Annotated in this window: 28 protein-coding genes; all 28 read left to right on the forward strand. The window is 42.6% G+C overall.

Annotated elements, in window-relative coordinates; translation table 11 throughout:
- Positions 1 to 213: 213 nt before the first annotated feature.
- Positions 214 to 660, forward strand: coding sequence for a ribose 5-phosphate isomerase B (rpiB, locus tag PB1_RS07800; protein WP_003351746.1), 447 nt, complete (start codon positions 214 to 216; stop codon positions 658 to 660).
- A 247-nt stretch (positions 661 to 907) separates the two neighbouring features.
- Positions 908 to 1,477: a TIGR01440 family protein gene (locus PB1_RS07805; RefSeq protein WP_003351747.1), complete on the forward strand. Its 570-nt coding sequence runs from the start codon at positions 908 to 910 to the stop codon at positions 1,475 to 1,477.
- Between the two features lie 548 nt (positions 1,478 to 2,025).
- The gene (locus tag PB1_RS07810) at positions 2,026 to 3,267 is read left to right on the forward strand and encodes a serine hydroxymethyltransferase (RefSeq protein ID WP_003351749.1); all 1,242 of its coding nucleotides are present in this window, start codon (positions 2,026 to 2,028) and stop codon (positions 3,265 to 3,267) included.
- Positions 3,268 to 3,485: 218 nt separating this feature from the next.
- Entirely contained in the window at positions 3,486 to 4,115 is a 630-nt protein-coding gene (gene upp, locus PB1_RS07815; RefSeq protein ID WP_003346822.1) for a uracil phosphoribosyltransferase, read from the forward strand.
- A gap of 293 nt (positions 4,116 to 4,408) precedes the next feature.
- On the forward strand, positions 4,409 to 5,380 hold the full coding sequence (locus PB1_RS07820) for a nuclease-related domain-containing protein (RefSeq protein WP_238533102.1): 972 nt from the start codon (positions 4,409 to 4,411) through the stop codon (positions 5,378 to 5,380).
- A 161-nt stretch (positions 5,381 to 5,541) separates the two neighbouring features.
- Entirely contained in the window at positions 5,542 to 7,854 is a 2,313-nt protein-coding gene (locus PB1_RS07825) for a S8 family serine peptidase (protein WP_003351751.1), read from the forward strand.
- A gap of 320 nt (positions 7,855 to 8,174) precedes the next feature.
- Positions 8,175 to 8,396, forward strand: coding sequence for an AtpZ/AtpI family protein (locus tag PB1_RS07830; protein ID WP_003351752.1), 222 nt, complete (start codon positions 8,175 to 8,177; stop codon positions 8,394 to 8,396).
- 6 nt (positions 8,397 to 8,402) lie between these two features.
- The gene (locus tag PB1_RS07835; RefSeq protein ID WP_003351753.1) at positions 8,403 to 8,777 is read left to right on the forward strand and encodes an ATP synthase subunit I; all 375 of its coding nucleotides are present in this window, start codon (positions 8,403 to 8,405) and stop codon (positions 8,775 to 8,777) included.
- A 22-nt stretch (positions 8,778 to 8,799) separates the two neighbouring features.
- Positions 8,800 to 9,510, forward strand: a complete 711-nt coding sequence (gene atpB, locus PB1_RS07840; RefSeq protein ID WP_003351754.1) for a F0F1 ATP synthase subunit A — start codon at positions 8,800 to 8,802, stop codon at positions 9,508 to 9,510.
- Between the two features lie 77 nt (positions 9,511 to 9,587).
- Positions 9,588 to 9,800: a F0F1 ATP synthase subunit C gene (gene atpE / locus PB1_RS07845; protein WP_003351756.1), complete on the forward strand. Its 213-nt coding sequence runs from the start codon at positions 9,588 to 9,590 to the stop codon at positions 9,798 to 9,800.
- Positions 9,801 to 9,955: 155 nt separating this feature from the next.
- Positions 9,956 to 10,489 (forward strand): F0F1 ATP synthase subunit B, encoded by a 534-nt coding sequence (locus PB1_RS07850; protein ID WP_003351758.1) that lies wholly within the window; start codon positions 9,956 to 9,958, stop codon positions 10,487 to 10,489.
- Positions 10,486 to 11,022, forward strand: coding sequence for a F0F1 ATP synthase subunit delta (locus PB1_RS07855; RefSeq protein ID WP_003351759.1), 537 nt, complete (start codon positions 10,486 to 10,488; stop codon positions 11,020 to 11,022). The genes PB1_RS07850 and PB1_RS07855 overlap by 4 nt, the downstream gene beginning before the upstream one ends.
- 24 nt (positions 11,023 to 11,046) lie before the next feature.
- On the forward strand, positions 11,047 to 12,555 hold the full coding sequence (atpA, locus tag PB1_RS07860; protein WP_003351760.1) for a F0F1 ATP synthase subunit alpha: 1,509 nt from the start codon (positions 11,047 to 11,049) through the stop codon (positions 12,553 to 12,555).
- A 39-nt stretch (positions 12,556 to 12,594) separates the two neighbouring features.
- The gene (locus tag PB1_RS07865) at positions 12,595 to 13,452 is read left to right on the forward strand and encodes a F0F1 ATP synthase subunit gamma (protein WP_003351761.1); all 858 of its coding nucleotides are present in this window, start codon (positions 12,595 to 12,597) and stop codon (positions 13,450 to 13,452) included.
- 108 nt (positions 13,453 to 13,560) lie between these two features.
- Positions 13,561 to 14,982, forward strand: a complete 1,422-nt coding sequence (atpD, locus tag PB1_RS07870; protein WP_003351762.1) for a F0F1 ATP synthase subunit beta — start codon at positions 13,561 to 13,563, stop codon at positions 14,980 to 14,982.
- A 22-nt stretch (positions 14,983 to 15,004) separates the two neighbouring features.
- Positions 15,005 to 15,409 carry a F0F1 ATP synthase subunit epsilon gene (locus PB1_RS07875; RefSeq protein WP_003351763.1) on the forward strand — a complete coding sequence of 135 codons (405 nt, stop codon included), beginning with the start codon at positions 15,005 to 15,007 and terminating at the stop codon, positions 15,407 to 15,409.
- A gap of 1,043 nt (positions 15,410 to 16,452) precedes the next feature.
- Positions 16,453 to 16,821, forward strand: a complete 369-nt coding sequence (locus PB1_RS07880) for an NADH-quinone oxidoreductase subunit A (RefSeq protein WP_003351764.1) — start codon at positions 16,453 to 16,455, stop codon at positions 16,819 to 16,821.
- Positions 16,812 to 17,324, forward strand: a complete 513-nt coding sequence (locus PB1_RS07885; RefSeq protein ID WP_003351765.1) for a NuoB/complex I 20 kDa subunit family protein — start codon at positions 16,812 to 16,814, stop codon at positions 17,322 to 17,324. Before PB1_RS07880 ends, PB1_RS07885 begins: the two co-directional genes overlap by 10 nt.
- Before the next feature lie 3 nt (positions 17,325 to 17,327).
- Complete coding sequence (locus PB1_RS07890; protein WP_003351766.1) at positions 17,328 to 18,017, forward strand: NADH-quinone oxidoreductase subunit C; 690 nt, start codon at positions 17,328 to 17,330, stop codon at positions 18,015 to 18,017.
- Between the two features lie 3 nt (positions 18,018 to 18,020).
- Positions 18,021 to 19,121, forward strand: a complete 1,101-nt coding sequence (locus tag PB1_RS07895) for an NADH-quinone oxidoreductase subunit D (RefSeq protein ID WP_003351767.1) — start codon at positions 18,021 to 18,023, stop codon at positions 19,119 to 19,121.
- Positions 19,121 to 20,119 (forward strand): NADH-quinone oxidoreductase subunit NuoH, encoded by a 999-nt coding sequence (gene nuoH, locus PB1_RS07900; protein ID WP_003351768.1) that lies wholly within the window; start codon positions 19,121 to 19,123, stop codon positions 20,117 to 20,119. The genes PB1_RS07895 and nuoH overlap by 1 nt, the downstream gene beginning before the upstream one ends.
- Before the next feature lie 108 nt (positions 20,120 to 20,227).
- Positions 20,228 to 20,647: an NADH-quinone oxidoreductase subunit NuoI gene (gene nuoI, locus PB1_RS07905; RefSeq protein ID WP_003351769.1), complete on the forward strand. Its 420-nt coding sequence runs from the start codon at positions 20,228 to 20,230 to the stop codon at positions 20,645 to 20,647.
- A complete protein-coding gene (locus PB1_RS07910; RefSeq protein WP_003351771.1) occupies positions 20,644 to 21,165 on the forward strand; it encodes an NADH-quinone oxidoreductase subunit J in 522 nt (173 codons plus the stop codon). The genes nuoI and PB1_RS07910 overlap by 4 nt, the downstream gene beginning before the upstream one ends.
- Entirely contained in the window at positions 21,162 to 21,476 is a 315-nt protein-coding gene (gene nuoK / locus PB1_RS07915; RefSeq protein WP_003351772.1) for an NADH-quinone oxidoreductase subunit NuoK, read from the forward strand. The genes PB1_RS07910 and nuoK overlap by 4 nt, the downstream gene beginning before the upstream one ends.
- A gap of 179 nt (positions 21,477 to 21,655) precedes the next feature.
- On the forward strand, positions 21,656 to 23,521 hold the full coding sequence (gene nuoL, locus PB1_RS07920) for an NADH-quinone oxidoreductase subunit L (protein WP_003351773.1): 1,866 nt from the start codon (positions 21,656 to 21,658) through the stop codon (positions 23,519 to 23,521).
- Positions 23,518 to 25,029 (forward strand): NADH-quinone oxidoreductase subunit M, encoded by a 1,512-nt coding sequence (locus tag PB1_RS07925; protein WP_003351774.1) that lies wholly within the window; start codon positions 23,518 to 23,520, stop codon positions 25,027 to 25,029. The genes nuoL and PB1_RS07925 overlap by 4 nt, the downstream gene beginning before the upstream one ends.
- A gap of 6 nt (positions 25,030 to 25,035) precedes the next feature.
- Positions 25,036 to 26,544: an NADH-quinone oxidoreductase subunit NuoN gene (gene nuoN, locus PB1_RS07930; protein WP_003351775.1), complete on the forward strand. Its 1,509-nt coding sequence runs from the start codon at positions 25,036 to 25,038 to the stop codon at positions 26,542 to 26,544.
- Positions 26,545 to 26,704: 160 nt separating this feature from the next.
- Entirely contained in the window at positions 26,705 to 26,941 is a 237-nt protein-coding gene (locus PB1_RS07935; RefSeq protein WP_003351776.1) for a DUF1146 family protein, read from the forward strand.
- Positions 26,942 to 26,999: the final 58 nt, after the last annotated feature.

Here is a 26,999-nt window from a genome sequence, read left to right on the forward strand (position 1 = left end):
TGCATCGGGGTTCAAGCTATAAGAAACAAGCTCTTTTCCCTTTTGGAGGAGAGCTTTTTTAACTTTCAAAGAAAGGCCATTGGGAGAACATTCCTATATATATAAAATGGAATCTTTGTAAAATAAGAAATTCTTTATAATTTTTTTATTTTATGCAATAATAAAAAAAACTGGCCAAGATGCGGCCGTAATGAAAAGATTGGAGGAGTTTTCATGAAAGTAGCAATTGCATCGGATCACGGCGGTGTAAATATACGTCAAGAAATTATTAATTTATTAGAAGAAATGGGCATCGAATACGAGGATTACGGCTGTGAATGCACAACATCCGTCGATTATCCCGATTATGCTTTGCCGGTTGCAGAAAAAGTGGCAAAAGGCGAGTTCGACAGAGGGATTTTAATTTGCGGAACAGGTATCGGGATGAGTATTGCAGCAAATAAAGTAAAGGGCATTCGCTGTGCACTTGTCCATGATGTTTTTAGTGCAAAAGCAACCCGTGAACATAACGACAGCAACATTCTCGCAATGGGAGAACGTGTAATCGGACCTGGACTGGCCAGGGAAATTGCCAAAACATGGCTGACAACAGAATTTCAAGGCGGACGACATGCAAATCGAATAGAAAAAATCTGCGAATACGAAAAAGTAAACGTGTAAAAGTGCGATCAAGCATTTATTTAATTTTTTAAGGATGTAAGTAAAGAGATAGCGGAACGTGCTTTGGTTCAGGGCATTCTTTTCTGGTAAATTTCGAAAAGCAAAAGAGGCTAGTAAATTGCGAAAATTGGTATAAATGCCCCAAGCGTTTATGAATTTTGTGCAGATTTAAGCGGCCAGTTGGCATGCGCCGCTGGAAAAAAGAAGCGATTTGTTTTTAAATAGCTTCCTGAAAGGATGTGTTTTCATGTCCATCTTACAATGGGAAAAAGAATTAGCAACGATCTTAGAGGAATTTAAACAGCAAATTTCATTGACAGGAAGCGATATTTTTGTCGTTGGCTGCAGCACAAGTGAAGTAACGGGAAACAAAATTGGAACGGCCGGAACAGAAGAAGTTGCTGAGATGATTTTTAGGCAATTAAAAAAATTTCAAGAGCAAACCGGCGTCCAGCTTGCTTTTCAATGCTGCGAACATTTGAACAGGGCGCTCGTCGTCGAACGCGCTACCGCAATAGAAAAAGGCCTAGAGGAAGTGTCCGTTATTCCGGTCCGCAATGCCGGCGGAGCGATGGCAACGTATGCTTATGAACATTTTAAAGAACCCGTGGTAGTGGAATTTATTAAAGCCAATGCCGGGATTGATATTGGCGATACGTTCATTGGCATGCATTTGAAACATGTTGCGGTACCTGTCAGAGTATCGTTGAATCATGTTGGCCATGCTCATGTCACTCTTGCTAAAACCCGCCCAAAGCTGATCGGAGGCGACCGCGCAGTTTATGAACTGAATCCAGATACGAATACATGTCATTGAGCAGAAGAGTTAAGAAAAAGTGAACAGCGAAGTTCAGACCGTCTTTAGAGAAGGGCATTACCTTCAGGCTACAAAGAATATGGCGGTTTGGGTTCTTATCGGTTAAATTTGCTGTACATACAGCAAGCTGACACATAAGTGCCTTGCTCCCCATGGGTGCTTGGCTCTCTTAGATTGGGTCAGCTTTTTTTATTAGAGCAAATATTTATCGCGGAAAAAATAACCGGATAACAGTAAAACGTTGACCGGAAAAGGAAAGTAGCGCGGAAAAATTTGGAGGAAAAAACAAGAAAAGAGAGTTTCTACTTTTGCTCTTTCTTTTTGCGGCTGACTCAAAAGCAAAGGGTTAGACCCCTCCAATAAAATAAATCCCTTCTATATATTGTTATTGTTGGAGGGAGTCAGACCCTTTTGAGTCAGCCCCGGTTTTTCTTTTCATCCCGAAAACGGGATAGTTATTTCTTTTCATCCCGAAAACGTGATAAAATATAAAAGAATTTTCAAAAGGATACATATTTTATGAATGCAATTCAAAAGGGAGGATAACGATGAAGCACATAGCGCAACAGGACGAGCATGTATTACAAGCAATTCAAGATGAGTTAAAGCGGCAGCGTACAAAAATCGAATTAATCGCATCTGAAAACTTTGTCAGTGAAGCCGTAATGGAAGCACAAGGTTCGGTTTTAACGAATAAATATGCAGAAGGATATCCGGGCCGCCGTTATTATGGCGGTTGCGAACATGTAGATGTAGTAGAAAACCTTGCACGGGACCGTGCAAAGCAAATTTTCGGTGCCGAACATGTCAACGTGCAGCCTCACTCCGGTGCTCAAGCAAACATGGCGGTTTATTATGCGGTGTTAGAGCAGGGCGATACAGTGCTGGGCATGAACTTGTCCCACGGCGGCCATTTGACGCATGGAAGTCCGGTTAACTTCAGCGGAGTTCAATATAACTTTGTTGAATATGGTGTAGATGAAAAAACGCACCGGATTAATTTTGACGATGTCCTTGAAAAAGCACGAGAACATAAGCCTAAAATGATTGTTGCGGGTGCGAGCGCTTATCCTCGTGAAATTGACTTTAAAAAATTTCGGGAAATTGCCGATGAAGTCGGCGCATATTTAATGGTCGACATGGCCCATATCGCCGGTTTAGTTGCAGCAGGCCTGCATCAAAGCCCGGTCCCGTATGCTGATTTTGTGACAACGACAACCCACAAAACATTGCGCGGTCCCCGCGGCGGAATGATCCTCTGCAAAGAAGAGTATGCTCAGAAAATTGATAAATCAATTTTCCCGGGTATTCAAGGCGGTCCGCTCATGCATGTTATTGCGGCTAAAGCCGTTGCTCTTGGCGAAGTATTACAGGACAGCTTTAAAGAATATGCGAAAAATGTGATTGCCAACGCGCAGCGTCTTGCAGAAGGACTTCAGAAAGAAGGCCTTAACCTAGTTTCCGGAGGAACAGACAACCACTTGCTGCTCGTCGATGTTCGTTCATTGGGCTTAACCGGAAAAGTGGCGGAAAAAGTTCTTGATGAAATTGGAATCACTGTAAATAAAAACACCATTCCGTTTGATCCTGAAAGCCCATTTGTCACAAGCGGTATCCGCATCGGCACACCGGCAGTAACATCCCGCGGTTTCGGTCTTGAAGAAATGGACGAAATTGCATCGATTATCGGCTTTACTCTTAAGAACCATGAAGACGAAGAAAAGCTTGATGAAGCCAGACAGCGCGTCAAAGCTTTAACCAACAAATTCACATTATATCCAGAATATTAATATGTTGTGCAGGGCCATCCCTTTAACGATTTAAAGCATTGAGGGACTGGCCCTCTTTGCTTTAAAGCGTTAAATCGTTAAGGGGGCTTGGCCCCGGTCAATTACTTTTTTCTCCTTGTTGCTCTAAGCATTTTTTTTCTGTAAAATTAGACGAAGCGTGTAGTTCGTATTTCTTACATACATCACGGTTTTACGAATCAGAAAAAGGAGAGATTGTCATGGCAAAAGTTTATGTTTTTGATCATCCACTCATTCAACACAAACTTACATATATTCGGGATAAAAATACAGGTACGAAGGAATTTCGCGAACTTGTCGATGAAGTCGCTACATTAATGGCATTTGAAATCACCCGTGACATGCCTCTTGAAGAAATTGAAATTGAAACACCAGTAAGCTCAACAAAATCAAAAGTATTGTCCGGCAAAAAACTGGGAATCGTTCCGATCTTGCGTGCAGGCATCGGAATGGTGGACGGCATATTAAAACTGATTCCGGCTGCGAAAGTTGGTCATATCGGCCTATATCGCGATCCTGAAACATTAAAGCCGGTTGAATATTATGTAAAGCTTCCAAGCGATGTGGAAGAAAGAGACTTCATAGTCGTCGACCCGATGCTTGCAACAGGCGGTACTGCCGTTGAAGCGATAAACTCACTGAAAAAACGCGGAGCAAAACACATTAAATTCATGTGCTTAATTGCGGCTCCTGAAGGAGTAGAAGTCGTGAAGAAAGCCCATCCGGACGTTGATATTTATATCGCAGCCCTTGATGAAAAGCTCAATGACCACGGTTATATCGTACCTGGACTTGGAGATGCAGGAGACCGATTATTCGGAACGAAGTAATAGAAAGCCGGCCTATCATGGGCCGGCTTTTTAACTTTAATTTTCAATAAATATTTCATAAAATCTGGAAAGTGGTCGATATAACCCGGAAATTGGTCGATAAATCGAAAAAGTGGTCGATATAATATGAAAAGTGGTCGATATAATCGAAAAAGTGGTCGATAAAATCAAATCCGTGTCAAAAAACCTGATTCTGGTTATAAAAAAAATACCATTAGTCGGTAAATTTGTCTAAAATTTGCAGGAAAGATAGGAAAACACATAGAATTTTATACAAAAATTACTTTAAAGGAGTGTGTATATTGATTCTAAAAGAACTTAGAGAACCGATCAGGATTAAACAAGCAAAAGCACTATTCAGGAGAATTCGTAAAGACCATCATAAGCTGCCAATAATAGAAGATGATTTAAAGAAACGTACATCCGGCTATCGAGGCGAAGAAGAACTTGCATACTATCTTAAATATTTAAATGAAAATCAATATTATATTTTTTACGATCTCCGCCTTTTGCATAATCAACCATTTCAAATTGATACCCTCATAATTTCTCCATTTTTTGCTCTCATTATAGAAGTGAAAAACTATTCCGGAACTTTATTTTTCGATAAATATTCAAAACAGTTAATTCGTATAAGCGAAAACAAGGAAGATGGATTTCCTAACCCACTGACTCAGGTGAAACGCCAGAAGGGGCAATTAAAATTATGGATGGAAAAACGAAAAATTGATTTCTTGCCAATTGAATATCTTGCCGTCATTAGCCAATCAAAAACGATAATGAAAACAACAAATGGGAACCAACATATTTTTCAAAGGATCGTTCATGCCGACCAGCTGCTAGAAAAGATTGCAGAATTTGAATCAAAGTATAGTAAGGAATCAATTAGTAAAAAAGATATACAAAAAATAAATCGGCTTTTACTAAAAGAACATACTCCTCATTTCCCCAATATTCTCCAAGCATTCGGAATTGACGGTTCGGAAATTATAAAAGGAGTTCAATGTCCAAATTGTCTTTCTTTCCTAATGATCCGCAATTTCGGAACATGGTACTGTCCTGTCTGCAAAACTCAATCTAAATCAGCTCATCAACAAGCGATTTATGATTATTTTCTTCTCATTAATTCCACACTCACAAACAAGGAATGCAGGGAGTTTCTACAAATTTCTTCGGAAAGAATCGTTAGAAATCTTTTGACTTCCATGAATCTCCCCTTCTCAGGCACCAATAAAGGAAGAATTTATCACCGTTCAGAGATGTAAATCTTATTTCGCATGTCCTTACAATGTACATGAAATGAAAGTCATATTTCCCACATCCCTCTCCCTTATTCCATTATTTGCAAACAAAAAGCAAGTGATTTTCAGCTGCATACTCTCCCCACGTCGTGAAATCCTATGAAAAAAGAGAAGGGGGTCTTGGTTTGAAAAAAATAATCCCGTTTTTGACCGCGATATTGTTACTTATGACTCTCACACAAGCTTATGCCCGAAACCTCAATCATCCGCCAATACCAAAAGAGTCGCCGGAAACTGAAAAAATTGCCATTATTTTATTAAAAGAAAAAAGAACGTTGCCTGAAATCAAAACATTGATCAGCAAGTACCCAAATGTAAAACTTCGCTATGTTTTTGAACATACGATCAACGGATTTTCCGTAATAGGAGACGCGCGTTCATTGAATGAGCTGTCAAAAGGAAAGGAAGTAGCGCTTGTTTCTCCGGTGAAGACGTACCGCGTGGAAACATTAGAAAATATAAAGCTAATTGGCGGCGACAAAGTGAGAGGAATCTTTGACCGTGCGAACAGACGTCTGACGGGAAAGGGTGTCACTGTCGGTGTTATCGACACCGGGATAGACTACAACCACCCTGATTTAAGAAGAAGCTACGGGGGAGGGCATGATTTTGTTGATGGCGACAAGGACCCGATGGAAACGAGAGCATCCAACTCAGGGATCGACAATGGAAAAGACTTTGTCGATGGTGACAACGATCCGAAGAAAGCGAAAATGTTTAATTGGCAAAGTACGCTTCACGGAACCCATGTTGCAGGGATCATTGCAGCAAATGGAAAAATTCGAGGAGTTGCTCCTGAAGCTACCATAATTGCTTACAGAGCTCTTGGTCCGGGCGGAGCGGGAACTTCCGAACAAGTCATTGCTGCTATAGAACAGGCAGTAAAAGATAAAGTGGATATTTTAAATTTATCGCTCGGCAACAATGTGAACGGCCCGGATTTGCCCATCAGCCTTGCTCTTAATAAAGCGGTCGAAAGGGGAATTACAGCAGTTGCTTCTTCGGGAAACTCAGGTCCAAACGTTTGGACCGTCGGCTCCCCGGGAACCGCCTCAAAAGCAATCTCAGTGGGAGCATCGACACCTCCCCAAAAAATTCCCTTTCTTACCATTGAAGGCGAAGGCGATCGAATCAAGCTTCAACCTATGCATGGATCTAATCATTGGAAGATTGACAGGACAAAAGAAATAACTTTCGGATATTTGGGAGAAGAAAAGGATTTGAAAAATTGTGCAGGAAAAATTGTACTTATAGAAAGAGGAAAGCTAACATTTACGGAAAAAGCAAGAAATGCACTAAAAGCAGGTGCTTCGGCCGTTATTATTTACAACAACACAAATGGGAATTTCATTGGAAATCTTGATGGAAATATCCCGATTCCCGTAGCTTCTCTTTCGAAAAAGGATGGAGAACGAATCAAGAGACTGATCGAAAATGGAAAGAGTTTTACAAGAACAATATTAATAGAAGAAAAGGATACTTTAGCATCGTTCAGTTCGCGTGGTCCGGTCACGGGTACGTGGGAAATTAAGCCTGATGTCGTCGCCCCTGGTGTAGCAATCGAGAGCACGATTCCCGGCGGATACTTGTCGCTTCAGGGAACAAGTATGGCTGCGCCTCATGTTGCCGGTGCTTGTGCTTTAATTAAACAAGCGCATCCTGATTGGGGGCCTGCGCAAATAAAGTCGGCTTTAATGAACACTGCAAAACCGCTCGTGAACGAAAACGGAACACAATATCGAACATTTGAACAAGGGGCGGGAAGAATTCAGATTGAGAAAGCTGTAAAATCAGAATCACTTGTGATACCCGGTTCGCTTCAATTCGGAAAGTTTCAGCTTTCAGATAAAATGCATGAGCATAAAGCAGTAATCGAAGTGCAAAATGTCGGCTCACGTACGAAAAACTACTCTTTTTCGATTCCAAAACAGACCGCGGGCATCCGATGGGAAATTCCTCTCTCTTTTCGCTTGGAACCAAGGGAAAAAAAGAAACTGGAGATTCGAATGAGTGCAGATCCTGCCGTTTTAACAAAAAAGCTTTATGACGGGAATCTTATCCTTCATGAAGACTCAAATGAAATTAGAATTCCGTATATATATGTACTGGAAGAACCTGATTATCCACGAGTCATGGGATTTGATTTTGGAATAGGAGATAATGGAAACACTTACCGTTATGAAGTATATTTACCGGGCGGGGCAGAAGAATTTGGAATTGCGCTTTTTCAGCCGGATGATTACCTGTTTATCGGATTCCTTGATTGGGAGAAAGATGTCGGCAAAGGGCTCCTTCAAAAGGAGATTAAGCGCGACCGGCTTCCAAAAGAAGGATTGTATCTAGTAAAAGTATTTGTAAAGAAAAAAGGGAAAGAAGACATGATTGAAACAATGATTGAGATACTTCCTGAATTAAGGGAAAACAGACGATGGAAATAAGCGGCTATAAACAGGAAAAATTGACGATTAAAACGGACTCAGATGGTATGAAATGATTCTCGCGTAAAATGCAAGACAAAAAACGTAAAATAAATTCGAAAAATTTGTGAACATACTCTATATGAGTCGATGTAATTGTGAAGTTTTCCCCAAAAACACATTGACATTGACATGCCCCTATTGTATGCTTACAAAGGGTATAAATGACAAGGTTTTCAGAATAATCATGCAGTTTAATTTCTCACTTGAGCATGATGTTAATGTGAAATATTTTTCCGCAGCCTGCTTTTACCATTCTCTGAATGTGAGGATGCGTTAATATGCGTCATAAAGACCGCCACCCATTTCAAGCAATGGCATTAATGTCCGCCATTCTTTCACAATTAGTAGGTTCCGTTTTAATAGGAATATTCTTAGGAAGATGGTTGGATCGTACCATCGGAACCGAACCGCTTTTCCTAATAATTGGGCTTATGCTGGGACTTGCAGCAGGAATTTTTGCCATGCTTCGATTGGTCCGCCACTTCTTTTCAGGAGATTAAACAACAATGCCGGAAATGAATCAAATGATTGCAAGACAGCGCAAATACATATTTTATTTATTGGCTGTATATGTTCTCGGCTGGGGGTTTACATCATTCAAATCAATCTTTTTGGGCTTGATTTTCGGGACAAGCTTAAGCTTTTTTAACCTATGGCTCATAGGTAGAAAAATGCGAAAATTCGAAAAAGCGGTAACGGAAGGGAAAAAAACGGTCTCTCTCGGGTCGTTTTCCCGAATGGCAACAGGCGCCTTTGCCGTAATCATTGCGATGAGGTATCCGGACACCTTTCACCTTATCAGCGTTATTATTGGATTAATGACATCTTATTTTGTCATTATGATAGATTTTTTTCTTCAGTCTTTTTATTTACGTAACTAGCGGGGAAGAGAGGTGAATTACTATGCATCATGAAGCTCCATTATGGGAGTTTATGGGACTAACCTTCAACTTGGCAAACGTATTAATGATCACCATTGCAAGTCTAATTGTTTTCATCATTGCTGTTCTTTCCACCCGTAGACTCGCCATGAAACCTGCCGGTATGCAAAACTTTATGGAATGGGTTATGGACTTCGTCAAAAATATTATTAACAGCACAATGGATTGGAAAACCGGAGGACGGTTCCATGTTCTTGGAATCACATTAATTATGTATATTTTCGTATCCAACATGTTAGGTCTTCCGTTTTCAGTCGTAATTGACGATAAGTTATGGTGGAAATCGCCAACTGCCGACCCGGTTGTTACCTTAACGCTGGCTGTCATGGTAGTGGGACTTTCACATTACTACGGAGTTAAGATGAAGGGAGTCGGGGAATACGGTCGCGAATTCCTGAGACCGTTTTGGTTTATGTTCCCGATCAAACTTATAGAAGAATTTGCTAACACATTAACCCTTGGTCTCCGTCTTTACGGTAACATTTTCGCCGGGGAAATCCTTCTCAGTTTGCTTGCCGGAGGTCTTGCAACCGGAGTGGGAGGACATATCGCAGCCGTCATTCCGATGCTTGCTTGGCAAGGATTCTCCATTTTTGTAGGCGCGATCCAGGCATTTATCTTTACAATGTTAACAATGGTTTATTTGTCTCACAAAGTGAGCTCAGACCATTAATTATATAAACTGTTCTTTTTATGAACAAACCCTAACAAACAATTATTTATCTATACAATTAAAGGAGGAACTTTAAAATGGGTTTATTAGCAGCAGCAATTGCAATTGGTTTAGCGGCACTAGGTGCTGGTGTCGGTAACGGTCTTATCGTATCTCGTACAGTTGAAGGTATAGCTCGTCAACCTGAAGCTCGCGGTATGCTTCAAACAACAATGTTTATCGGGGTAGCGTTAGTTGAGGCGATTCCTATCATCGCGACAGTAATCGCGTTCATGGTAATCGGCCAATAATTATTACGCAAACTTAACGTTCAAAATGGCGAAGATCATTCGATGAGAACCTTCGCCATTGCTTTATGCCCATAATATCTGAAGCATTTGGATATTCATATAAACTTCATCAATTGTTTTCCTAAGTAGCGACTCTTGAAGGGAGTGAATCGAGGGTGTTAACAAGCAGTTTTGTATTAGGTACAGCTGAGAGCGCGGCTCACAGCGGCTTTAACGGCGGGGACATTGTGTTCCAGTTATTGATGTTCATCATCTTGTTGGCATTGCTTAAGAAATATGCATGGGGTCCATTAATGGGCGTCATGAAACAGCGTGAAGAGCATATTGCAAATGAAATTGAATCGGCTGAACAAAGCCGTGCTGAAGCAAGCAAACTTTTGGAAGAACAGCGCAGCCTTTTAAAAGAAGCGCGCGCAGAAGCTCAAGGACTTATTGAAAATGCGAAAAAGCAAGGTGAAGTGCAGCGCGAAGAAATCATCAGTACTGCACGTGCTGAAGCTGATCGCATAAAAGAACAAGCAAAACTTGAAATTGAACAGCAAAAAGAAAAAGCTGTTGCAGCTATTCGTGAGCAAGTGGCTTCATTATCTGTTTTGATCGCTTCAAAAGTAATTGAAAAAGAACTAAGTGCAGAAGACCAGGAAAAGCTTATTAACGAATATATTCAAGAGGCAGGAGAAGAGCGATGAGCAGCTCTGCAGTAGCAAAACGTTATGCGTTGGCTCTTTTCCGGCTTGCGAAAGAACACCAGCTTCTTGACCAAATGGAACAAGAACTGCGTGTTGTAAAAGAAGTGGTCACTCAAAACAATGAATTAAAAGCTGTATTAAAATCTCCAAAACTTCCGAATGAGAAGAAAAAAGAGATTTTGAAAGAAGCATTTTCTTCTGCAAATAAGTATGTATTAAATACACTGATGATATTAATCGACAGGCATCGGGAAGATTACATAGCCGATATGGCTGATCATTTTATCGAACTGGCAAATGATGAAAGAGGGATAGCAGAAGCAAAAGTGTATTCTGTCCGTCCTTTAACAGAGGCTGAAAGCGAAGCATTATCCTCTGTATTTGCATCGAAAGTCGGAAAACAATCGCTTCGAATTGAAAATATTATCGATTCCAATTTGCTCGGGGGCATTAAGCTTCGCATTGGAAACCGTATTTTTGACGGCAGCCTGCGCGGCAAGCTTGAGCGCTTGGAACGTCAATTGTTAGGCTAAGATTCGTAGATAGGGGTGAAATTCATGAGCATCAAAGCTGAAGAAATCAGTGCGCTGATAAAAAAGCAAATAGAAAACTATCAGTCGGAAATTCAAGTAAGTGATGTAGGTACTGTTATTCAAATTGGTGACGGTATTGCCCGTGCTCATGGCCTCGACAATGTCATGCCCGGAGAACTTGTTGAATTTTCAAACGGCGTTATGGGTATGGCGCAAAACCTTGAAGAAAATAACGTCGGTATCGTTATCTTGGGACCATTTACAGAAATCCGCGAAGGCGATGAGGTACGCCGTACGGGCCGCATCATGGAAGTTCCGGTAGGTGAAGAGCTGATCGGACGCGTCGTAAACCCGCTTGGACAACCTGTTGACGGAATGGGTCCAATCCATACAACAAAAACTCGTCCAATCGAAAGTCCGGCTCCTGGAGTTATGGATCGTAAATCCGTACATGAGCCTCTTCAAACAGGTATTAAAGCGATTGACGCTCTAGTTCCAATCGGACGCGGTCAGCGTGAGTTAATTATCGGGGACCGCCAAACAGGTAAAACATCTGTTGCAATCGATACAATCTTAAACCAAAAAGATCAAAACATGATTTGTATCTATGTAGCAATCGGACAAAAAGAATCTACAGTGCGTACTGCGGTTGAAACACTTCGCAAATACGGTGCATTAGATTACACAATTGTCGTAACAGCGTCTGCTTCCCAGCCTGCGCCATTATTGTACCTTGCTCCGTATGCAGGCGTTACAATGGCTGAGGAATTTATGTATAACGGCAAGCACGTATTGGTTGTTTACGATGACCTTTCAAAACAAGCTGCCGCTTACCGTGAGCTGTCTCTATTATTACGCCGTCCGCCGGGCCGTGAAGCGTATCCAGGGGATGTATTCTACTTGCACTCCCGCTTATTAGAGCGTGCTGCTAAATTAAGCGATGCGAAGGGCGCAGGTTCGATTACAGCACTTCCATTCATTGAAACACAAGCAGGGGACGTTTCTGCTTACATTCCAACAAACGTTATCTCCATCACAGATGGACAGATTTTCTTACAATCAGACCTATTCTTCTCCGGTGTGCGTCCGGCGATCAACGCAGGTCTTTCCGTATCCCGTGTAGGCGGAAACGCACAAATTAAAGCAATGAAGAAAGTTGCAGGTACGCTGCGTCTTGACCTTGCTTCCTACCGCGAGCTTGAAGCATTTGCTCAGTTCGGTTCTGACCTTGATAAAGCAACGCAGGCAAAACTTGCGCGCGGTGCCCGCACAGTGGAAGTATTAAAGCAGGACTTGAACAAACCGCTTAGAGTTGAAAAGCAAGTTGCGATTTTGTACGCATTGACTCGCGGCTTCCTTGATGATATTCCGGTACAAGATATTCGTCGTTTCGAAGATGAGTTCTTAAATTGGCTAGACCATAACCGCAAAGATTTGTTAGACCATATCGTTACAACTAAAGAACTGCCTGCTGATGAAGATATGGCTGCTGCGATCAACGAATTCAAGAAAACTTTCGCAGTATCCGAGTAATTAAGGGTCTGACAAACTTTGAAAGGGTGGTGAGAACTTGTGGCATCATTACGCGATATTAAATCTCGGATTAATTCCACGAAGAAGACAAGCCAGATTACAAAAGCGATGGAAATGGTATCTGCTGCGAAACTGAACCGGGCGGAAATGAATGCGAAGTCATTCGTTCCGTATATGGAAAAAATTCAAGAGGTTACTGCATCCATCGCGCTTGGAAGCAAAGATGTGACACATCCAATGTTAATTTCCCGCCCCGTGAAAAAGACCGGCTATTTGGTTATTACGTCCGACCGTGGACTTGCGGGCGCTTTTAACAGCAACGTTTTGCGTCACGTATTCCAAACCATTCAAGAACGCCATAAATCGAACGATGAATTCGCCATCATTGCAATAGGGAGAATCGCACGTGACTTTTTCAAGAAGCGCGGCATGAATGTCATTCTTGATATTGTCGGAGTGGCCGACCAGCCATCTTTTGCCGATATTAAAGATATCGCATCGAAGACAGTCGGCATGTTTGCGGATGAAACATTCGATGAACTATATATGTATTACAACCATTATGTCAGTGCTATTCAGCAGGATGTAACTGAGAAGAAACTTCTTCCTATTACGGACATCGCTTCGTCCAATAAACTTACATCCTATGAGTTTGAACCATCCGCTGAAGAAATTCTTGAAGTATTGCTGCCTCAATATGCTGAAAGCTTAATTTATGGAGCAATCCTTGACAGCAAGGCAAGTGAGCATGCTGCACGGATGACAGCAATGAAGAATGCAACGGACAACGCAAAAGAGCTTATCAATACATTAAGCCTTAGCTACAACCGTGCACGTCAGGCTTCAATTACGCAAGAAATTACCGAAATCGTCAGCGGTGCTGCGGCACTTGAATAAAAGATAGAACGGCTTAATGCCGAAATATAAAGCATAACTGGCGAGGATGCCTCATCCTCCCGGTTCAATGCACGTATTTGTGTTAAGAGAACGATAGGAGGGAAAAAGATGAACAAAGGACGCGTTCTTCAAGTTATGGGTCCGGTTGTTGACGTGAAGTTCGAAAGCGGACAGCTTCCTGAGATCTATAATGCGTTGCGCATCGGGCATAAAGCTCGGAGCGAATCTGAAGTTGACATCAACTTAACCCTTGAAGTGGCCCTTCATTTAGGTGATGATACAGTTCGTACCATTGCAATGGCTTCCACTGACGGTTTAACTCGCGGTATGGAAGTGATTGATACTGGTGGACCAATTTCCGTTCCTGTAGGGGACGTAACACTTGGCCGTGTATTTAACGTTTTAGGCGAACCGATTGACCTTGACGGACCGATTGATGCAAATGCACGACGCGATTCCATTCACAGAGAAGCACCTTCATTCGAACAGCTTTCAACAGAAGTTGAAATTCTTGAAACCGGAATTAAAGTAGTAGACCTGCTTGCACCTTATATTAAAGGTGGTAAAATTGGTCTCTTCGGAGGTGCCGGTGTAGGCAAAACCGTATTAATTCAGGAATTAATCAATAACATCGCTCAAGAACACGGCGGTATTTCTGTATTTGCCGGTGTAGGTGAGCGTACTCGTGAAGGTAACGACCTTTACCATGAAATGACGGATTCTGGCGTTATCAAGAAAACTGCGATGGTATTCGGACAAATGAACGAGCCGCCTGGAGCACGTATGCGCGTTGCTCTTACAGGGCTGACAATGGCTGAATATTTCCGTGATGAGCAAGGACAAGACGTATTGTTCTTTATCGATAACATCTTCCGTTTCACTCAAGCAGGTTCTGAGGTTTCCGCGCTGTTAGGCCGTATGCCTTCTGCCGTTGGTTATCAGCCGACGCTTGCAACTGAAATGGGTAAATTGCAAGAACGTATCACATCGACTAACACAGGTTCTGTTACATCAATCCAAGCGATTTACGTACCGGCCGATGACTATACAGATCCGGCTCCGGCTACAACATTTGCTCACTTGGATGCGACAACAAACCTTGAGCGTAAGCTTACTGAGATGGGTATCTACCCTGCAGTGGATCCGCTCGCTTCCACTTCTCGTGCATTGGCTCCTGAAATCGTTGGAGAAGAGCACTACACAGTAGCACGCCGGGTACAGCAAACATTGCAGCGTTATAAAGAATTGCAAGATATTATCGCGATCCTTGGTATGGATGAGCTTTCTGACGAAGACAAGCTTATCGTGCACCGTGCGCGCCGTATCCAATTCTTCTTGTCGCAAAACTTCCACGTTGCAGAACAGTTTACTGGTCAGCCGGGTTCATACGTACCTGTTAAAGAAACTGTCAGAGGATTCAAAGAAATTCTTGAAGGTAAATACGACCACATTCCAGAAGATGCATTCCGTCTCGTAGGTCGAATCGAAGAAGTTATTGAGAACGCGAAAAACATGGGTGTACAGGTCTAATTTCGGATCAGGAGGGTAAAAAATGAAGACGATTAAAGTCAGTGTTGTTACTCCTGATGGCCCGGTGTATGAATCAGATGTGGAAATGGTCAGCACAAAAGCTCAAAGCGGTGAGCTCGGAATTTTACCTGGGCACATTCCAATAGTTGCACCGTTGCAAATTGGTGCTGTCCGCCTAAAAAAAGGCGGCAAAACAGAATACGTGGCAGTAAGCGGCGGATTCTTGGAAGTTCGTCCTGATCAAGTGACGATTTTGGCGCAAGCTGCTGAAACATCAGAACAAATTGATGTGGAGCGTGCGAAACGGGCAAAGGAACGTGCCGAAGAACGTTTGCGGGCACAAAATAAGGGTGATATTGACTTCAAACGTGCTGAGCTTGCTCTGCGACGTGCCATCAACCGTATCTCTGTTGCGGAAAGAAGGTAATAAGTGTTATCCAAACACCTTTCGGTTTTCTCGAAAAGCCGGGGGGTGTTTTTTAATTAGGTTTAAGAAGTCCCGGTAATTGTTCAGTAATGGGAGGAGTTGCAGTATTTTATTAACGGTTTATAGACCGGATCTATCAAATTATAAAAAAGGCAAACTTGCATAAAATTTTATTGACGACTTTTCATGATTTATCGACCACTTTTTTGAAATTACCGACGAAATTTCACTATTTAACAACTAAAATTTGAAATTAACAACCATTTTTCATGATTTATCGACTCCGAAAAAACTTTATGAGCCTTTATTTTGTTTTATGAGCCTTCAAATCAATATATGAGCCTTTAAATTTATTTATGAGCCTTTAAATAAATATATGAGTCTATAATTTTATTTATGAGCCTTTAATTCTTTTTATGAGCCGTTAGCAAGTATATATGAGCTTTCGTTAATTTGATGATTTATCAAACACAGCTACAACTTCTCCACAGTTTAATATGTTTCTATTAATTCCTCTTTTGATTATGTTTCTGTTAGAGCACATATTGCTGTTTTTTCCTCTTTTAAGATTTGCTGAATAAATTGTTCTCCTAAACCATTATCATTTTCCCATCCAAAAACCGATTTAAATATATATCTTTGATATTTTTATTCCTCCGTTATCCTTTTGTTCATCTTAATGGCTCATTTCAGTTTGTCCAATGGCGAACATATATTTACTAAGATAATCGGCACGGAACTTCGTTGTTTCAGATTTTAGCAGAAAAACTTAATTAAACAATCAATAAAAATAAGAAAGATATTTATTTAGGTTAATACACTATTAATGAGACAGCATTGTTAGAGACTCTTTTGGAACTTAAGGATGTTTTTTATGGCGGTTCTTGCAAAATTTGGATCCATCTAAGCTTGTCAATGGGGAGGGCGAGAGTAAATCCAACATATCGTCGAGGGCTTGTCGACATATATTGGTAAAAGTGTTATAATGATATCGGTTACATTTTTAAAATTTAGAAAATTTACGATTTCAAGGAGGTATAAAGATGCTGAATGTGTATCAGAATAACTATCTCTTTGTTTTTGTGTTCTTGTGTCTTGGGGTGCTGTTGCCAGTGGCGGCTCTTTCTTTAGGAAAGCTTTTGCGTCCTTTTAAGCCTCATGATGCAAAGTATACTACTTATGAAAGCGGTATTGAACCATTTCACGATTCTCGGATCCAGTTCAATGTCAGATATTATATTTTTGCTTTAATGTTTGTCATTTTTGATGTGGAGACTGTGTTTTTGTATCCATGGGCAGTTGCATATGAAAAACTCGGAATCTTTGCATTACTAGAAATGTTTATATTTGTTTTTATGCTCGTCATTGGACTTGTCTATGCATGGAAAAAGAAGGTGTTGAAATGGATTTAAAATTAGAAAATATTTCGTCTGAGGAAATGAAAGAGCTGAAGCGAAATGTATTTTTGACGACATTGGAGCAGATTAAAGCCTGGGCGCGGAGCAATTCTTTATGGCCGATGACGTTCGGTCTTGCGTGCTGTGCGATTGAGATGATGGGAGTCGGTTCTTCTCATTACGATTTAGATCGGTTCGGTTCTTTTTTCCGTACGTCTCCCCGCCAGTCGGATGTGATGATTGTATCCGGTACAGTTACGAAGAAAATGGCACCGATTGTACGCCGATTGTATGATCAAATGCCTGAACCGAAATGGGTAATCGCGATGGGTTCCTGTGCGACGGCAGGAGGTCCGTATGTGAAGTCGTATTCGGTTGTAAAAGGCGTCGACCAGATTGTGCCGGTTGATGTTTATATTCCAGGTTGTCCGCCGAATCCGGCTGCGTTAATTTACGGGATTAATAAATTAAAAGAAAAAATCCGTTACGAGGCGAAAACCGGGAAGAAGGTGATCTAACCGATGAGCGGTGAAAAGGATCTTGAACAGTTAAAGAAAGAAGCTGCCGCTAAAGCAGCAGCAAAGGCAAAACAAGCAGCAGGCGGAGCTGGTGATGACGAAAAGGCAAAGGCAATCGCCGCCGCGAAAGCAAAAGCCGCGGCAGCTGCAAAAGCGAAAGCGGCTGCCGCGGCAAAAGCCAATGAAGAAAATGAAACGGCAGAAAAGAAACCGTCGACAAACCAGCCTTATCTCGAGAAATACACAAAAGTAATCGAAGAACACCTCGGAAAAGAAATACTCGAAGACTACTATATCAATACTCTGTCAAAAGATGTGCCTACCCTCGTTGTTAGACGTGAGACGTATTATAAAGCGGCCCAATTTCTGAAATACAATGAGCAGCTTGGATTTGATTATTTATCTGAATTGCACGGCACAGATTTTGAAACACACATGGAAGTTTATGTGCACTTATACTCATACAAGAATCGGCAATCGGTGGCATTAAAAGTAAGAATTGACCGGGATGAGCCTACAATTGATTCTCTCGTGCCGTTGTGGGCGGGTGCAAACTGGCCCGAGTGTGAAGCATACGATTTATTGGGGATCAAGTTTACAGGACATCCAAATCTGCACCGGATCATGCTTGGTGAAGAATGGGTTGGCCATCCACTGAGAAAAGATTATGAACCGTATGATGTGGAGGTGTAACCAATGATTCGGACAGAAGAAATGCTGCTCAATGTCGGGCCTCAGCATCCGAGTACGCACGGTGTATTCCGTCTAGTTATTAAGATCGACGGGGAAATCATTACAGAAGCAAAACCGGTCATCGGCTATCTTCACCGCGGAACAGAAAAACTGGCTGAAAACCTTCAATACACACAAATCATTCCTTATACAGACCGGATGGACTATTTGTCTGCGATGACAAACAACTATGTCATTTGCCATGCAGTTGAAACGATGATGGGCATTGAAGTTCCGGAGCGTGCTGAGTATTTGCGGGTTATTGCGATGGAACTTGGAAGGATTGCAAGCCACCTTGTTTGGTGGGGAACATACCTTTTGGATATCGGTGCCGTCAGTCCGTTTCTTTACGCTTTCCGGGAACGTGAAATGATCATCAACCTTCTGAACGAGCTGTCTGGCGCCCGATTAACCTTCAACTATATGCGTGTTGGAGGAGTGAAATGGGACGCGCCAGAAGGCTGGATTGAAAAAGTAAAGGATTTTGTTCCTTATATGAGAAATCAGCTGAAAGGCTATCATGAACTTGTAACAGGCAATGAAATCTTTATATACCGTGTTAAAGGAGTCGGAAAGTACACGAAGGAAGACGCGTTAAACTTTTCTTTGAGCGGTGCGAACCTTCGCTGCACCGGCGTAAAATGGGATCTTCGCAAAGATGAGCCATATTCAATTTATGATCGTTTCCAATTTGATGTCCCCGTCCAAACCGGGGGAGACGCATGGGCCAGATACCACGTCCGGCTCGCGGAAATTGAAGAATCCCTTAAAATTCTTGAGCAGGCTGTTGAACAATTCCCATCAGAAGGAAAAATTATGGCGAAAGTCCCAAAAATCATCAAACCTCCAAAAGGGGAAGCCTATGTCCGGATTGAGTCTCCGCGCGGAGAAATTGGCTGCTACATTGCCAGTGACGGGAAAAAAGAGCCATACCGATTAAGGTTTCGAAGACCGTCATTTTATAATCTTCAAATTCTCCCGAAATTGTTAGTTGGCGAAAATATTGCGAACTTAATTGCAATACTGGGAGCGATTGATATTGTCCTCGGGGAGGTGGACGGTTAATGGTAGATGATCTGCTGAATTCAAGTCCCGGCCTGCAGAACTTTGGAATCTTTTTCTTGCTTGCAGCAGGTCTCATGTTGGTCGTACTCGGATTCGTGACATACGCTATTCTTGCAGAACGAAAAGTCATGGGATTTATGCAGCTGCGCCACGGCCCGAACCAAGTGGGCGGCCGGTGGGGGCTATTGCAGACGGTTGCGGACGTATTAAAGCTTTTATTAAAAGAAGACACGATTCCAAAATTAGCTGATAAACCATTGTTTATTCTCGCACCGGTGCTTGCATTTGCCCCGGCGTTTATGGTGCTGGCAACAATCCCGTTTACAGATAAATTGCAGTTTGCCGATATTGGCGTAGGGCTCCTTTACTATATCGCGATTTCCGGGTTAAGCACAATTGGCATTGTAGTCGGTGGCTGGGCCTCTAATAATAAATATGCGCTTCTCGGGGGAATGCGTGCGGCAGCGCAGATGATTTCATATGAAATTCCGCTCGTCATGTCTGTGCTCGGAGTCATTCTCTTAAGTGGAAGTTTAAACTTAAATGAAATTGTCGAAGCGCAGAAAGACGGCTGGTTCATTATCTTGCAGCCAATTGCGTTTATTGTATTTTTTATTGCGTCAGTCGCTGAGCTGAACAGGGTGCCGTTTGACCTTCCGGAAGCTGAATCTGAGCTTGTCGCGGGGTTCCATGTTGAATACTCCGGTTTCCGCTGGGCGTTTTTTATGCTCGCCGAATATGTGTATTTATTTGCAATGGCATCGCTTACGACTGTTCTGTTCCTTGGCGGATGGCTGCCGCTTCCGTTTCTTGATTTTATCCCGGGAGCTGTCTGGTTTGCCATTAAATTTAGCATAATCGTCTTCGTCTTAATCTGGTTCCGTGTTGCGTTTCCGCGCATTCGCGCAGACCAGTTGATGGAGTTCGGCTGGAAGGTTCTCTTGCCGGCCGCACTGGCAAATATTTTCTTGACCGCTTTCATAAAAGAATTGTTTTAAAAAGCAATCTCTCATTTTACGGACAACGGTGGAAAAAATGCTTGGATTAGCGAAAGGCACCGGCAAACGCGAATACTTTCATAACGTCACCGACAAGGGGTGGAAAAAATGCGTGGATTAGCAAAAGGCTTAAAATATACCCTGAAAAATTTAACGCGGGAAAAAGTCACATATGGGTATCCGCACGAACCGCTCCCTCTTCCGGATCGGTTTCGTGGCATTCAAAAGTTTTATCCGGAAAAATGCATCGTCTGCAACCTATGTGCAAATATTTGCCCGACCGATTGTATTCAACTGACCGGAAAAAAGCATCCGGATCCTACGAAAAAAGGGAAAATCATTGATACGTATGATATCAATTTTGAAATTTGCATCCTTTGTGATTTATGCACAGAAGTTTGTCCGACAGAAGCGATCGTCATGACGAATAACTTTGAGCTCGCGGAATACAGCCGAGATGAACTTTTTAAAAATCTTGAGTGGCTTGATCAAAATGACGATAACGTGCGGAGGGAGAATAAAGCATGACGTTTTCAGGTGAATTTCTGGCATTCATCTCCCTGGCGCTAGTTGCAGTAATCGGCGGTGTGCTTTTGCTGAACCTTTCGAAAGTCGTCCATATGGTAGTGGCGCTCGTCTTTACATTTGTCAGCATTGCCGGGATTTACGTGCTTCTCTCTGCTGAATTTGTTGCTGCTGTACAGATCCTGATTTATTCCGGAGCGATTACAATTATTATGTTGTTCGGAATCATGTTAACGCGCCATGATGATCAAAGTGAGGCAAAGCCAGGTAGTTGGCGCAAACTGCTGTTATTGATAAGTGTAATTGGTTTCTCATTTGCGGTTTATATCGGAATCTATAACCTTGACATTCCACAGACTGACACGGCGCTTCACGAAAAGAATACGGAACAAATCGGGATTGCGCTTTACTCAAAATATGTGATTCCGTTCGAAGTGACTTCCGTTCTATTATTGGTTGCACTTGTCGGTGCGATCGTGCTTGCAAGGAAAGATGATGAAAAGGGGGCAGATAAGAAATGAATTCAGTACCAGTTTCAGCCTACCTGGCCCTCGCGTTAATTTTGTTCTGTATAGGGTTATACGGGGCACTGACAAAGCGCAATACCGTCATCGTGCTCATATCGATTGAACTTATGCTTAATTCAGTCAACATTAATTTAGTTGCATTCAGTAAGTTCGGTGTTGCACCTTCCATTTACGGCCAAGTATTTGCACTATTTTCAATGGCCGTAGCTGCAGCAGAAGCCGCTGTCGGATTAGCCATTCTGTTCTCTTTATACCGAAACAGCAAAACCGTGATGATTGACGAGATGAACAAATTGAAGGACTAGCCTCATGAAAGACATAAAAGAAGCTGGTTAATCCAGACTGGAAAGGTTCCGGTTCATATTGGTGCTTATTCATGCAGTCTGATAGACCCGCGAGATCAAGCGGGCCTAATTCAAACGCGCTTGACGAAATGGTCTTAAGACTGGCGCTCGCGCGTTAAAAAAAGGGGATTGTGATAGAGATGGAAAATGCATGGATCATACCGCTTTTCCCGCTTTTATCGTTCGTCATTCTACTTCTATTTGGCAGACGGCTAAAAGAAGCAAGTGCGTTCGTTGGCATTCTCCTTACACTTGCTTCGTTCGTCTATTCCATGTTGGTGCTGTTTGAACGATTTTCCGCGCCGACATTCAAGACGGAAGCTGTATGGCTTTCAATAGGAGATATCCAATTAACATCGGGTTTTGAAGTGAATCAGTTAAATGCGTTAATGCTGTTTATTGTTTCGCTCGTCAGCTTTCTCGTACATATTTACTCAAAAGGTTATATGAGCGGCGATGAGCGGTTTTCCGTTTTTTATGCTTATTTAGGGTTGTTCACCTTTGCAATGCTCGGCCTTGTTTTATCGCCAAACCTTCTGCAAACCTATATTTTCTGGGAACTCGTCGGTGTTGGTTCCTTTCTATTAATCGGGTTTTATTTTTACAAAGAAGAAGCAAAGGCAGCAGCAAAAAAAGCGTTTATAATGACTCGCATTGGGGATGCAGGCCTCTTCATTGGAATGATTCTCTTATTCTGGCAAGTTGGCAGTTTTGAATATGATGAAATTTTTCGTGCAGTTGACAAAGGAACGATTTCAACCGGAATGATTACGTTGACAGCGATTTTGATTTTTGCAGGAGCGGCCGGGAAATCAGGCCAGTTTCCTTTGCATACATGGCTTCCGGATGCGATGGAAGGCCCGACTCCGGTATCCGCTCTCATCCACGCAGCGACAATGGTTGCGGCCGGGGTTTATCTCGTTGCGGCGCTGTTCCCGCTCTTTACCGCAAGTGATACGGCATTAATGACAGTAGCTTTAGTAGGCGCATTTACCGCCATTTTCGCAGCGAGCATCGGGCTTGTTCAAACGGATATTAAAAGAGTTCTCGCATATTCAACGGTCAGCCAGCTCGGCTATATGATGCTTGCGCTTGGATCAGCCGGTTATGCGGCAGGAATTTTCCACTTAATGACGCATGCATTTTTCAAAGCATTGCTGTTTCTGGCAGCTGGGAGTGTGATTCACGCTGTCCACACGCAGGACATTGAAAAAATGGGCGGTTTATGGAAAAAGATGCGTCTTACCGGGCCGTTATTCCTGATTGGAACATTGGCGATCAGCGGCGTTCCGCTGTTTTCAGGTTTTTTTAGCAAAGATGAAATTTTGATTGCTGCCTGGGCGCACGGACACACGGTTCTGTTCTGGCTTGCAGTCGTTTCGGCTTTCTTTACGTCCTTTTATATGTTCAGGCTGTTCTTTATGGTGTTCAGCGGCGAACCGCGAACGGACATAAGCAAAGTTCATGAGCCGCCAAGTGCCATGACGCTGCCGATGGTCGTTCTCGGCATTCTTGCGGTTGTTTCCGGTTATGTGAATACACCTTGGTTCGGAACGTTTTTAGGTGATTGGCTTACAGAAGGAAATGAAGCCCTGGGCAATGGGCATATGGAAGGTTCGGCATGGATCATGCTCGTTGCTACTGTAGTTTCCTTGCTGGGAATCTTTCTTGCCTGGCTGATTTACGGCAAAAAGACATTATCAAGGGATTGGCTTGCAGGCAGTTCATCAATGACTTACAGCATACTCTATAACAAATATTATATTGATGAATTTTATCAATTGTCATTTGTGAAGATTGCAAAAGGAATTAGCAATTTTCTACGGATATTTGAAGCCTTTTTTGTCGAAGGAATCGTGAAAGGAATTGCCGGTGCCGTTCAAGGCCTTGGAAAAACAGGAGCAAAGCAGCAAGACGGCCAAGTACAGACATACGGTGCGGTTGCGTTTTTTGGACTTGCAGTCTTGATAGTCATATTTGCGCTGACAGGGGGGTATTTATTATGAACATTTACGTTCTTTCATTCTTAGTTTTCTCCCCTTTACTAGGAATTTTGATCCTTGCGTTCGTACCAAAGACCCGGGAATCGGTAATTAAGCTGGTCGGATTTTTAGCGACATTGCCGGCATTAATCATATCGCTGATCATTTATTTCCAATACCGTGCCGGTACGGATTTATCCGAATATGCAGAACATGTAGGCTGGATCAAGTTTGGAAACTTTGAAGATCCTAATCTATTTACGATTGATTACGAACTTGGGCTGGATGGTTTTTCTTTAGTTATGATCGTCTTAACCGCTGTTTTGTCGGCTCTTGCAGCGATTGCTTCCATTCATATTAAAAAAGAATGGAAAGGGTATTATATGCTTTTTCTGCTCCTTGAGATCGGAATGCTTGGCGTTTTCGCTGCGGAAAACTTGATCCTGTTCTTTATCTTTTTTGAAATCACGTTAATTTCGACATTCTTTTTAGTCGGAAAATGGGGATATTTTGAAAAAGAAAAGGCGGCATTTAGCTTTTTAATTTATAACGGTTTAGGCTCTGCCGTCCTCTTGATCGTCATCATGGTGTTGTTCTCCCGGACAGGAACATCAAACATCGCGGAGCTAACGGAGCTTTTGAGTGAGGACGGAAGAGAAACGCTTCTGCCGATTTCAGAATCGGCCCGTTTTGGCCTTTTGGCTGCATTGTTGATTGCATTTGGCGTGAAGCTTCCGATTTTTCCGCTTCACAGCTGGATGCTCCGTGTTCACGTTGAGGCTCCGCCGCCCGTTGTGATGCTTCACTCCGGAATCTTGTTGAAAATCGGGGCTTTCGGTTTGATTCGGTTCGGGATGGGAATTTTTCCGGAACAGTTTTCAAAGTCGGCAGGCCTGATTGCGGTACTGGGAATCGTGAATTTGCTTTATGGGGCCTTCCTGGCGTTTGTACAGAAAGATTTTAAAATGGTCCTGGCCTATTCTTCCATTTCCCACATGGGCATCGTATTAATCGGGTTGGGAGCATTAAATGAAGCAGGAATTCAAGGGGCTGTTTTCCAGGTCGTTTCACACGGTTTAATTTCCGCATTGCTTTTCTTCCTTGTTGGGGTATTTTATGAACGAGTCCAAACCTCTTTCATTCCGAATCTTGGCGGAATGGCAAAAGGGATGCCTATCTCTTCAGGATTTTTGCTCGCAGGAGCTATGGCTTCACTCGGACTTCCCGGCATGTCGGGATTTGTCAGTGAGTTTATGGCATTCCTCGGGCTGTTTGAAGCAAGGCCAATTTTGGCTGCTGTTGGTGCGTTCAGCATTATTATGACAGCCGTTTACTTGCTTAGGGCAGTGCTGGGCATCACTTTTGGAAGAACAGAGCGGAATTATGCGGGCGTGATGGATCTTCGAGCTGTTGAGTTTGTACCTGTCCTGGCTTTAATGGGTTTAATTGTTCTGATCGGTGTTTATCCGGCAGTTTTGGCAGAACCGCTGCAAACAACATTAGAAACAATTCTGCTTGGGATCGGAGGATGATGAAGGATGGATATGAAAACATTTTTATCATTGGAATGGGAAATCATGGCACCTGAGTTCATCATCCTTGGAATAATTATACTCATCTCTCTTCTTGATATATTTATGTCGAAACGAGCGGACCGGAAAGTGTTAGGATGGATCGGAATAGCGGGTGTAATCGGAGCGGCCGTCTCGCTTGCCCTGCTCATTGACCATAGCGCCGCTTCGATTCTGTATGACACATTTCGTCTTGATTCTTTTTCAAAAGCATTTAAATTATTGCTTTTAATTGGCGCCGTTTTAGTCCTGTTCTTGGCGGTAAGCTATGAACCGAAGGAAGGAATAGAGTATAAGGGAGAGTTTTACTACTTATTTTTAGCAGCTTTGCTGGGCGCGATGATGATGGCGTCAAGCGGTGATCTCATTTCCCTTTTTACAGGGCTTGAGCTGTTATCGATCTCTTCCTATATTTTAGCAGGAATGAGAAAAAAACATTTGCTTTCAAATGAATCGGCTATGAAATACGTAATCAATGGCGGAATTTCAACGGCTGTTACGCTGTTTGGGATGAGTTATGTTTACGGGTTGGCGGGAACAACAAATTTAAAGGCAATAAGCACCTATTTAACAAGGAACCTGGATGAACAGCATATTTATTTACTAGGATTAGCATTCTTTATGATTTTTATCGGTTTATCGTTTAAGCTGGCATCCGCCCCGTTTCATATGTGGGCTCCTGATGTATACGAGGGGGCGCCGACGCCTGTAACGGCGTTCTTGGGAGTTGCCTCAAAAACAGCCGGGTTCGTTCTTTTGGTACGGGTTCTGCTTGTGATTTTCTTAAGTGTTCCTTCAGATAGCTGGCCGGGGTCTGATCCGCTCCTCATCAAGGTTCAGGATTATATGGCTTTTCTTGCCGGCGCCACAATGATCATCGGAAATGTAATCGCCTTGAGGCAGCGGAATGTAAAGCGTTTATTCGCTTATTCGAGCATCGCTCATGCAGGTTATCTTTTAGTTGCTGTAGCGACGGTTTCAACACTTTTTGAGACAATGTGGTTTTATTTACTGGCTTATCTGTTTATGAATTTGGGCGCGTTTGCTGTTATTCAATTGCTGACAGAAAAAGCAGATTCGGAAGATATTAGCCATTTTTCCGGATTGTATCGCCGGTCTCCGGTATTAGCTGTGGCCATGGCGATCTTCATCCTTTCATTAGCCGGAATTCCGGGAACAGCCGGTTTTATCGGCAAGCTGAATATTTTTATTGGGGCACTGATCACAACTCCGGCCCATTACGTTCTTGCTTCTGTCATGATTGCCGCAACAATTGTTTCTTACTATTATTACTTTGGCATTATGTCACAAATGTTTTTCCGGCCGCAAGAAAATGGGGAGAAAGTAATGATTCAGGCAGGTATTGGCGTTGTAATAGGAATTTGTGCAGTTGGAACGATTTTATTCGGTATCATGCCAAACCTGGCGCTCGACTTCTTGCACACAAACTTTGATTTTACGGATCTATTTCAATAAGGGAGGGAAACCCCCTCCCTTACTGGGGGACAAGACCACACTTTCACTTTAACGCGTTAATTCGGTGAGAGGGCCAGGCCCTTTACAAAGCAAGCTGCTTTGCTGACAAAGCAGGCAGTGCTAAAATGAGAATGGTGCCATTTAAAAGGAGGTCAAGGCTATGATTTCAGGATTTGGACATCAGGCTTTAATCAGTATTCTCTCACACCTGGTTTTTATTGCTCTTGCCTGGTGGGCATTGCAATCGCTGCAATTTGAAAAACTTCTTCGTGCGAATCATGTTTTTCAGGCAAGAGTGTTGTACATAATGTTATCGATTGCGTTAGGCTCTGCAGTTAGCAACTTTTTTCTTGATTACTTATTATGGTCCCAGCAGCTTCCTCTCATTTTTCAATAAAGCCGAATAGGAAAAAATTTAGGTCTTCGTACATGTTCTCAAATGATCTCTTTTTAAG

This window comes from Bacillus methanolicus PB1 (genome assembly GCF_000262755.1).
Classification (GTDB): domain Bacteria; phylum Bacillota; class Bacilli; order Bacillales; family Cytobacillaceae; genus Bacillus_Z; species Bacillus_Z methanolicus.

Coding starts and splice junctions, on each gene's coding strand:
- rpiB (WP_003351746.1), top strand. CDS start 214: ATGAAAGTAGCAATTGCATCGGATCACGGCGGTGTAAATATACGTCAA.
- PB1_RS07805 (WP_003351747.1), top strand. CDS start 908: ATGTCCATCTTACAATGGGAAAAAGAATTAGCAACGATCTTAGAGGAA.
- PB1_RS07810 (WP_003351749.1), top strand. CDS start 2,026: ATGAAGCACATAGCGCAACAGGACGAGCATGTATTACAAGCAATTCAA.
- upp (WP_003346822.1), top strand. CDS start 3,486: ATGGCAAAAGTTTATGTTTTTGATCATCCACTCATTCAACACAAACTT.
- PB1_RS07830 (WP_003351752.1), top strand. CDS start 8,175: ATGCGTCATAAAGACCGCCACCCATTTCAAGCAATGGCATTAATGTCC.
- PB1_RS07835 (WP_003351753.1), top strand. CDS start 8,403: ATGCCGGAAATGAATCAAATGATTGCAAGACAGCGCAAATACATATTT.
- atpB (WP_003351754.1), top strand. CDS start 8,800: ATGCATCATGAAGCTCCATTATGGGAGTTTATGGGACTAACCTTCAAC.
- atpE (WP_003351756.1), top strand. CDS start 9,588: ATGGGTTTATTAGCAGCAGCAATTGCAATTGGTTTAGCGGCACTAGGT.
- PB1_RS07855 (WP_003351759.1), top strand. CDS start 10,486: ATGAGCAGCTCTGCAGTAGCAAAACGTTATGCGTTGGCTCTTTTCCGG.
- atpA (WP_003351760.1), top strand. CDS start 11,047: ATGAGCATCAAAGCTGAAGAAATCAGTGCGCTGATAAAAAAGCAAATA.
- atpD (WP_003351762.1), top strand. CDS start 13,561: ATGAACAAAGGACGCGTTCTTCAAGTTATGGGTCCGGTTGTTGACGTG.
- PB1_RS07875 (WP_003351763.1), top strand. CDS start 15,005: ATGAAGACGATTAAAGTCAGTGTTGTTACTCCTGATGGCCCGGTGTAT.
- PB1_RS07880 (WP_003351764.1), top strand. CDS start 16,453: ATGCTGAATGTGTATCAGAATAACTATCTCTTTGTTTTTGTGTTCTTG.
- PB1_RS07885 (WP_003351765.1), top strand. CDS start 16,812: ATGGATTTAAAATTAGAAAATATTTCGTCTGAGGAAATGAAAGAGCTG.
- PB1_RS07890 (WP_003351766.1), top strand. CDS start 17,328: ATGAGCGGTGAAAAGGATCTTGAACAGTTAAAGAAAGAAGCTGCCGCT.
- PB1_RS07895 (WP_003351767.1), top strand. CDS start 18,021: ATGATTCGGACAGAAGAAATGCTGCTCAATGTCGGGCCTCAGCATCCG.
- nuoH (WP_003351768.1), top strand. CDS start 19,121: ATGGTAGATGATCTGCTGAATTCAAGTCCCGGCCTGCAGAACTTTGGA.
- nuoI (WP_003351769.1), top strand. CDS start 20,228: ATGCGTGGATTAGCAAAAGGCTTAAAATATACCCTGAAAAATTTAACG.
- PB1_RS07910 (WP_003351771.1), top strand. CDS start 20,644: ATGACGTTTTCAGGTGAATTTCTGGCATTCATCTCCCTGGCGCTAGTT.
- nuoK (WP_003351772.1), top strand. CDS start 21,162: ATGAATTCAGTACCAGTTTCAGCCTACCTGGCCCTCGCGTTAATTTTG.
- nuoL (WP_003351773.1), top strand. CDS start 21,656: ATGGAAAATGCATGGATCATACCGCTTTTCCCGCTTTTATCGTTCGTC.
- PB1_RS07925 (WP_003351774.1), top strand. CDS start 23,518: ATGAACATTTACGTTCTTTCATTCTTAGTTTTCTCCCCTTTACTAGGA.
- nuoN (WP_003351775.1), top strand. CDS start 25,036: ATGGATATGAAAACATTTTTATCATTGGAATGGGAAATCATGGCACCT.
- PB1_RS07935 (WP_003351776.1), top strand. CDS start 26,705: ATGATTTCAGGATTTGGACATCAGGCTTTAATCAGTATTCTCTCACAC.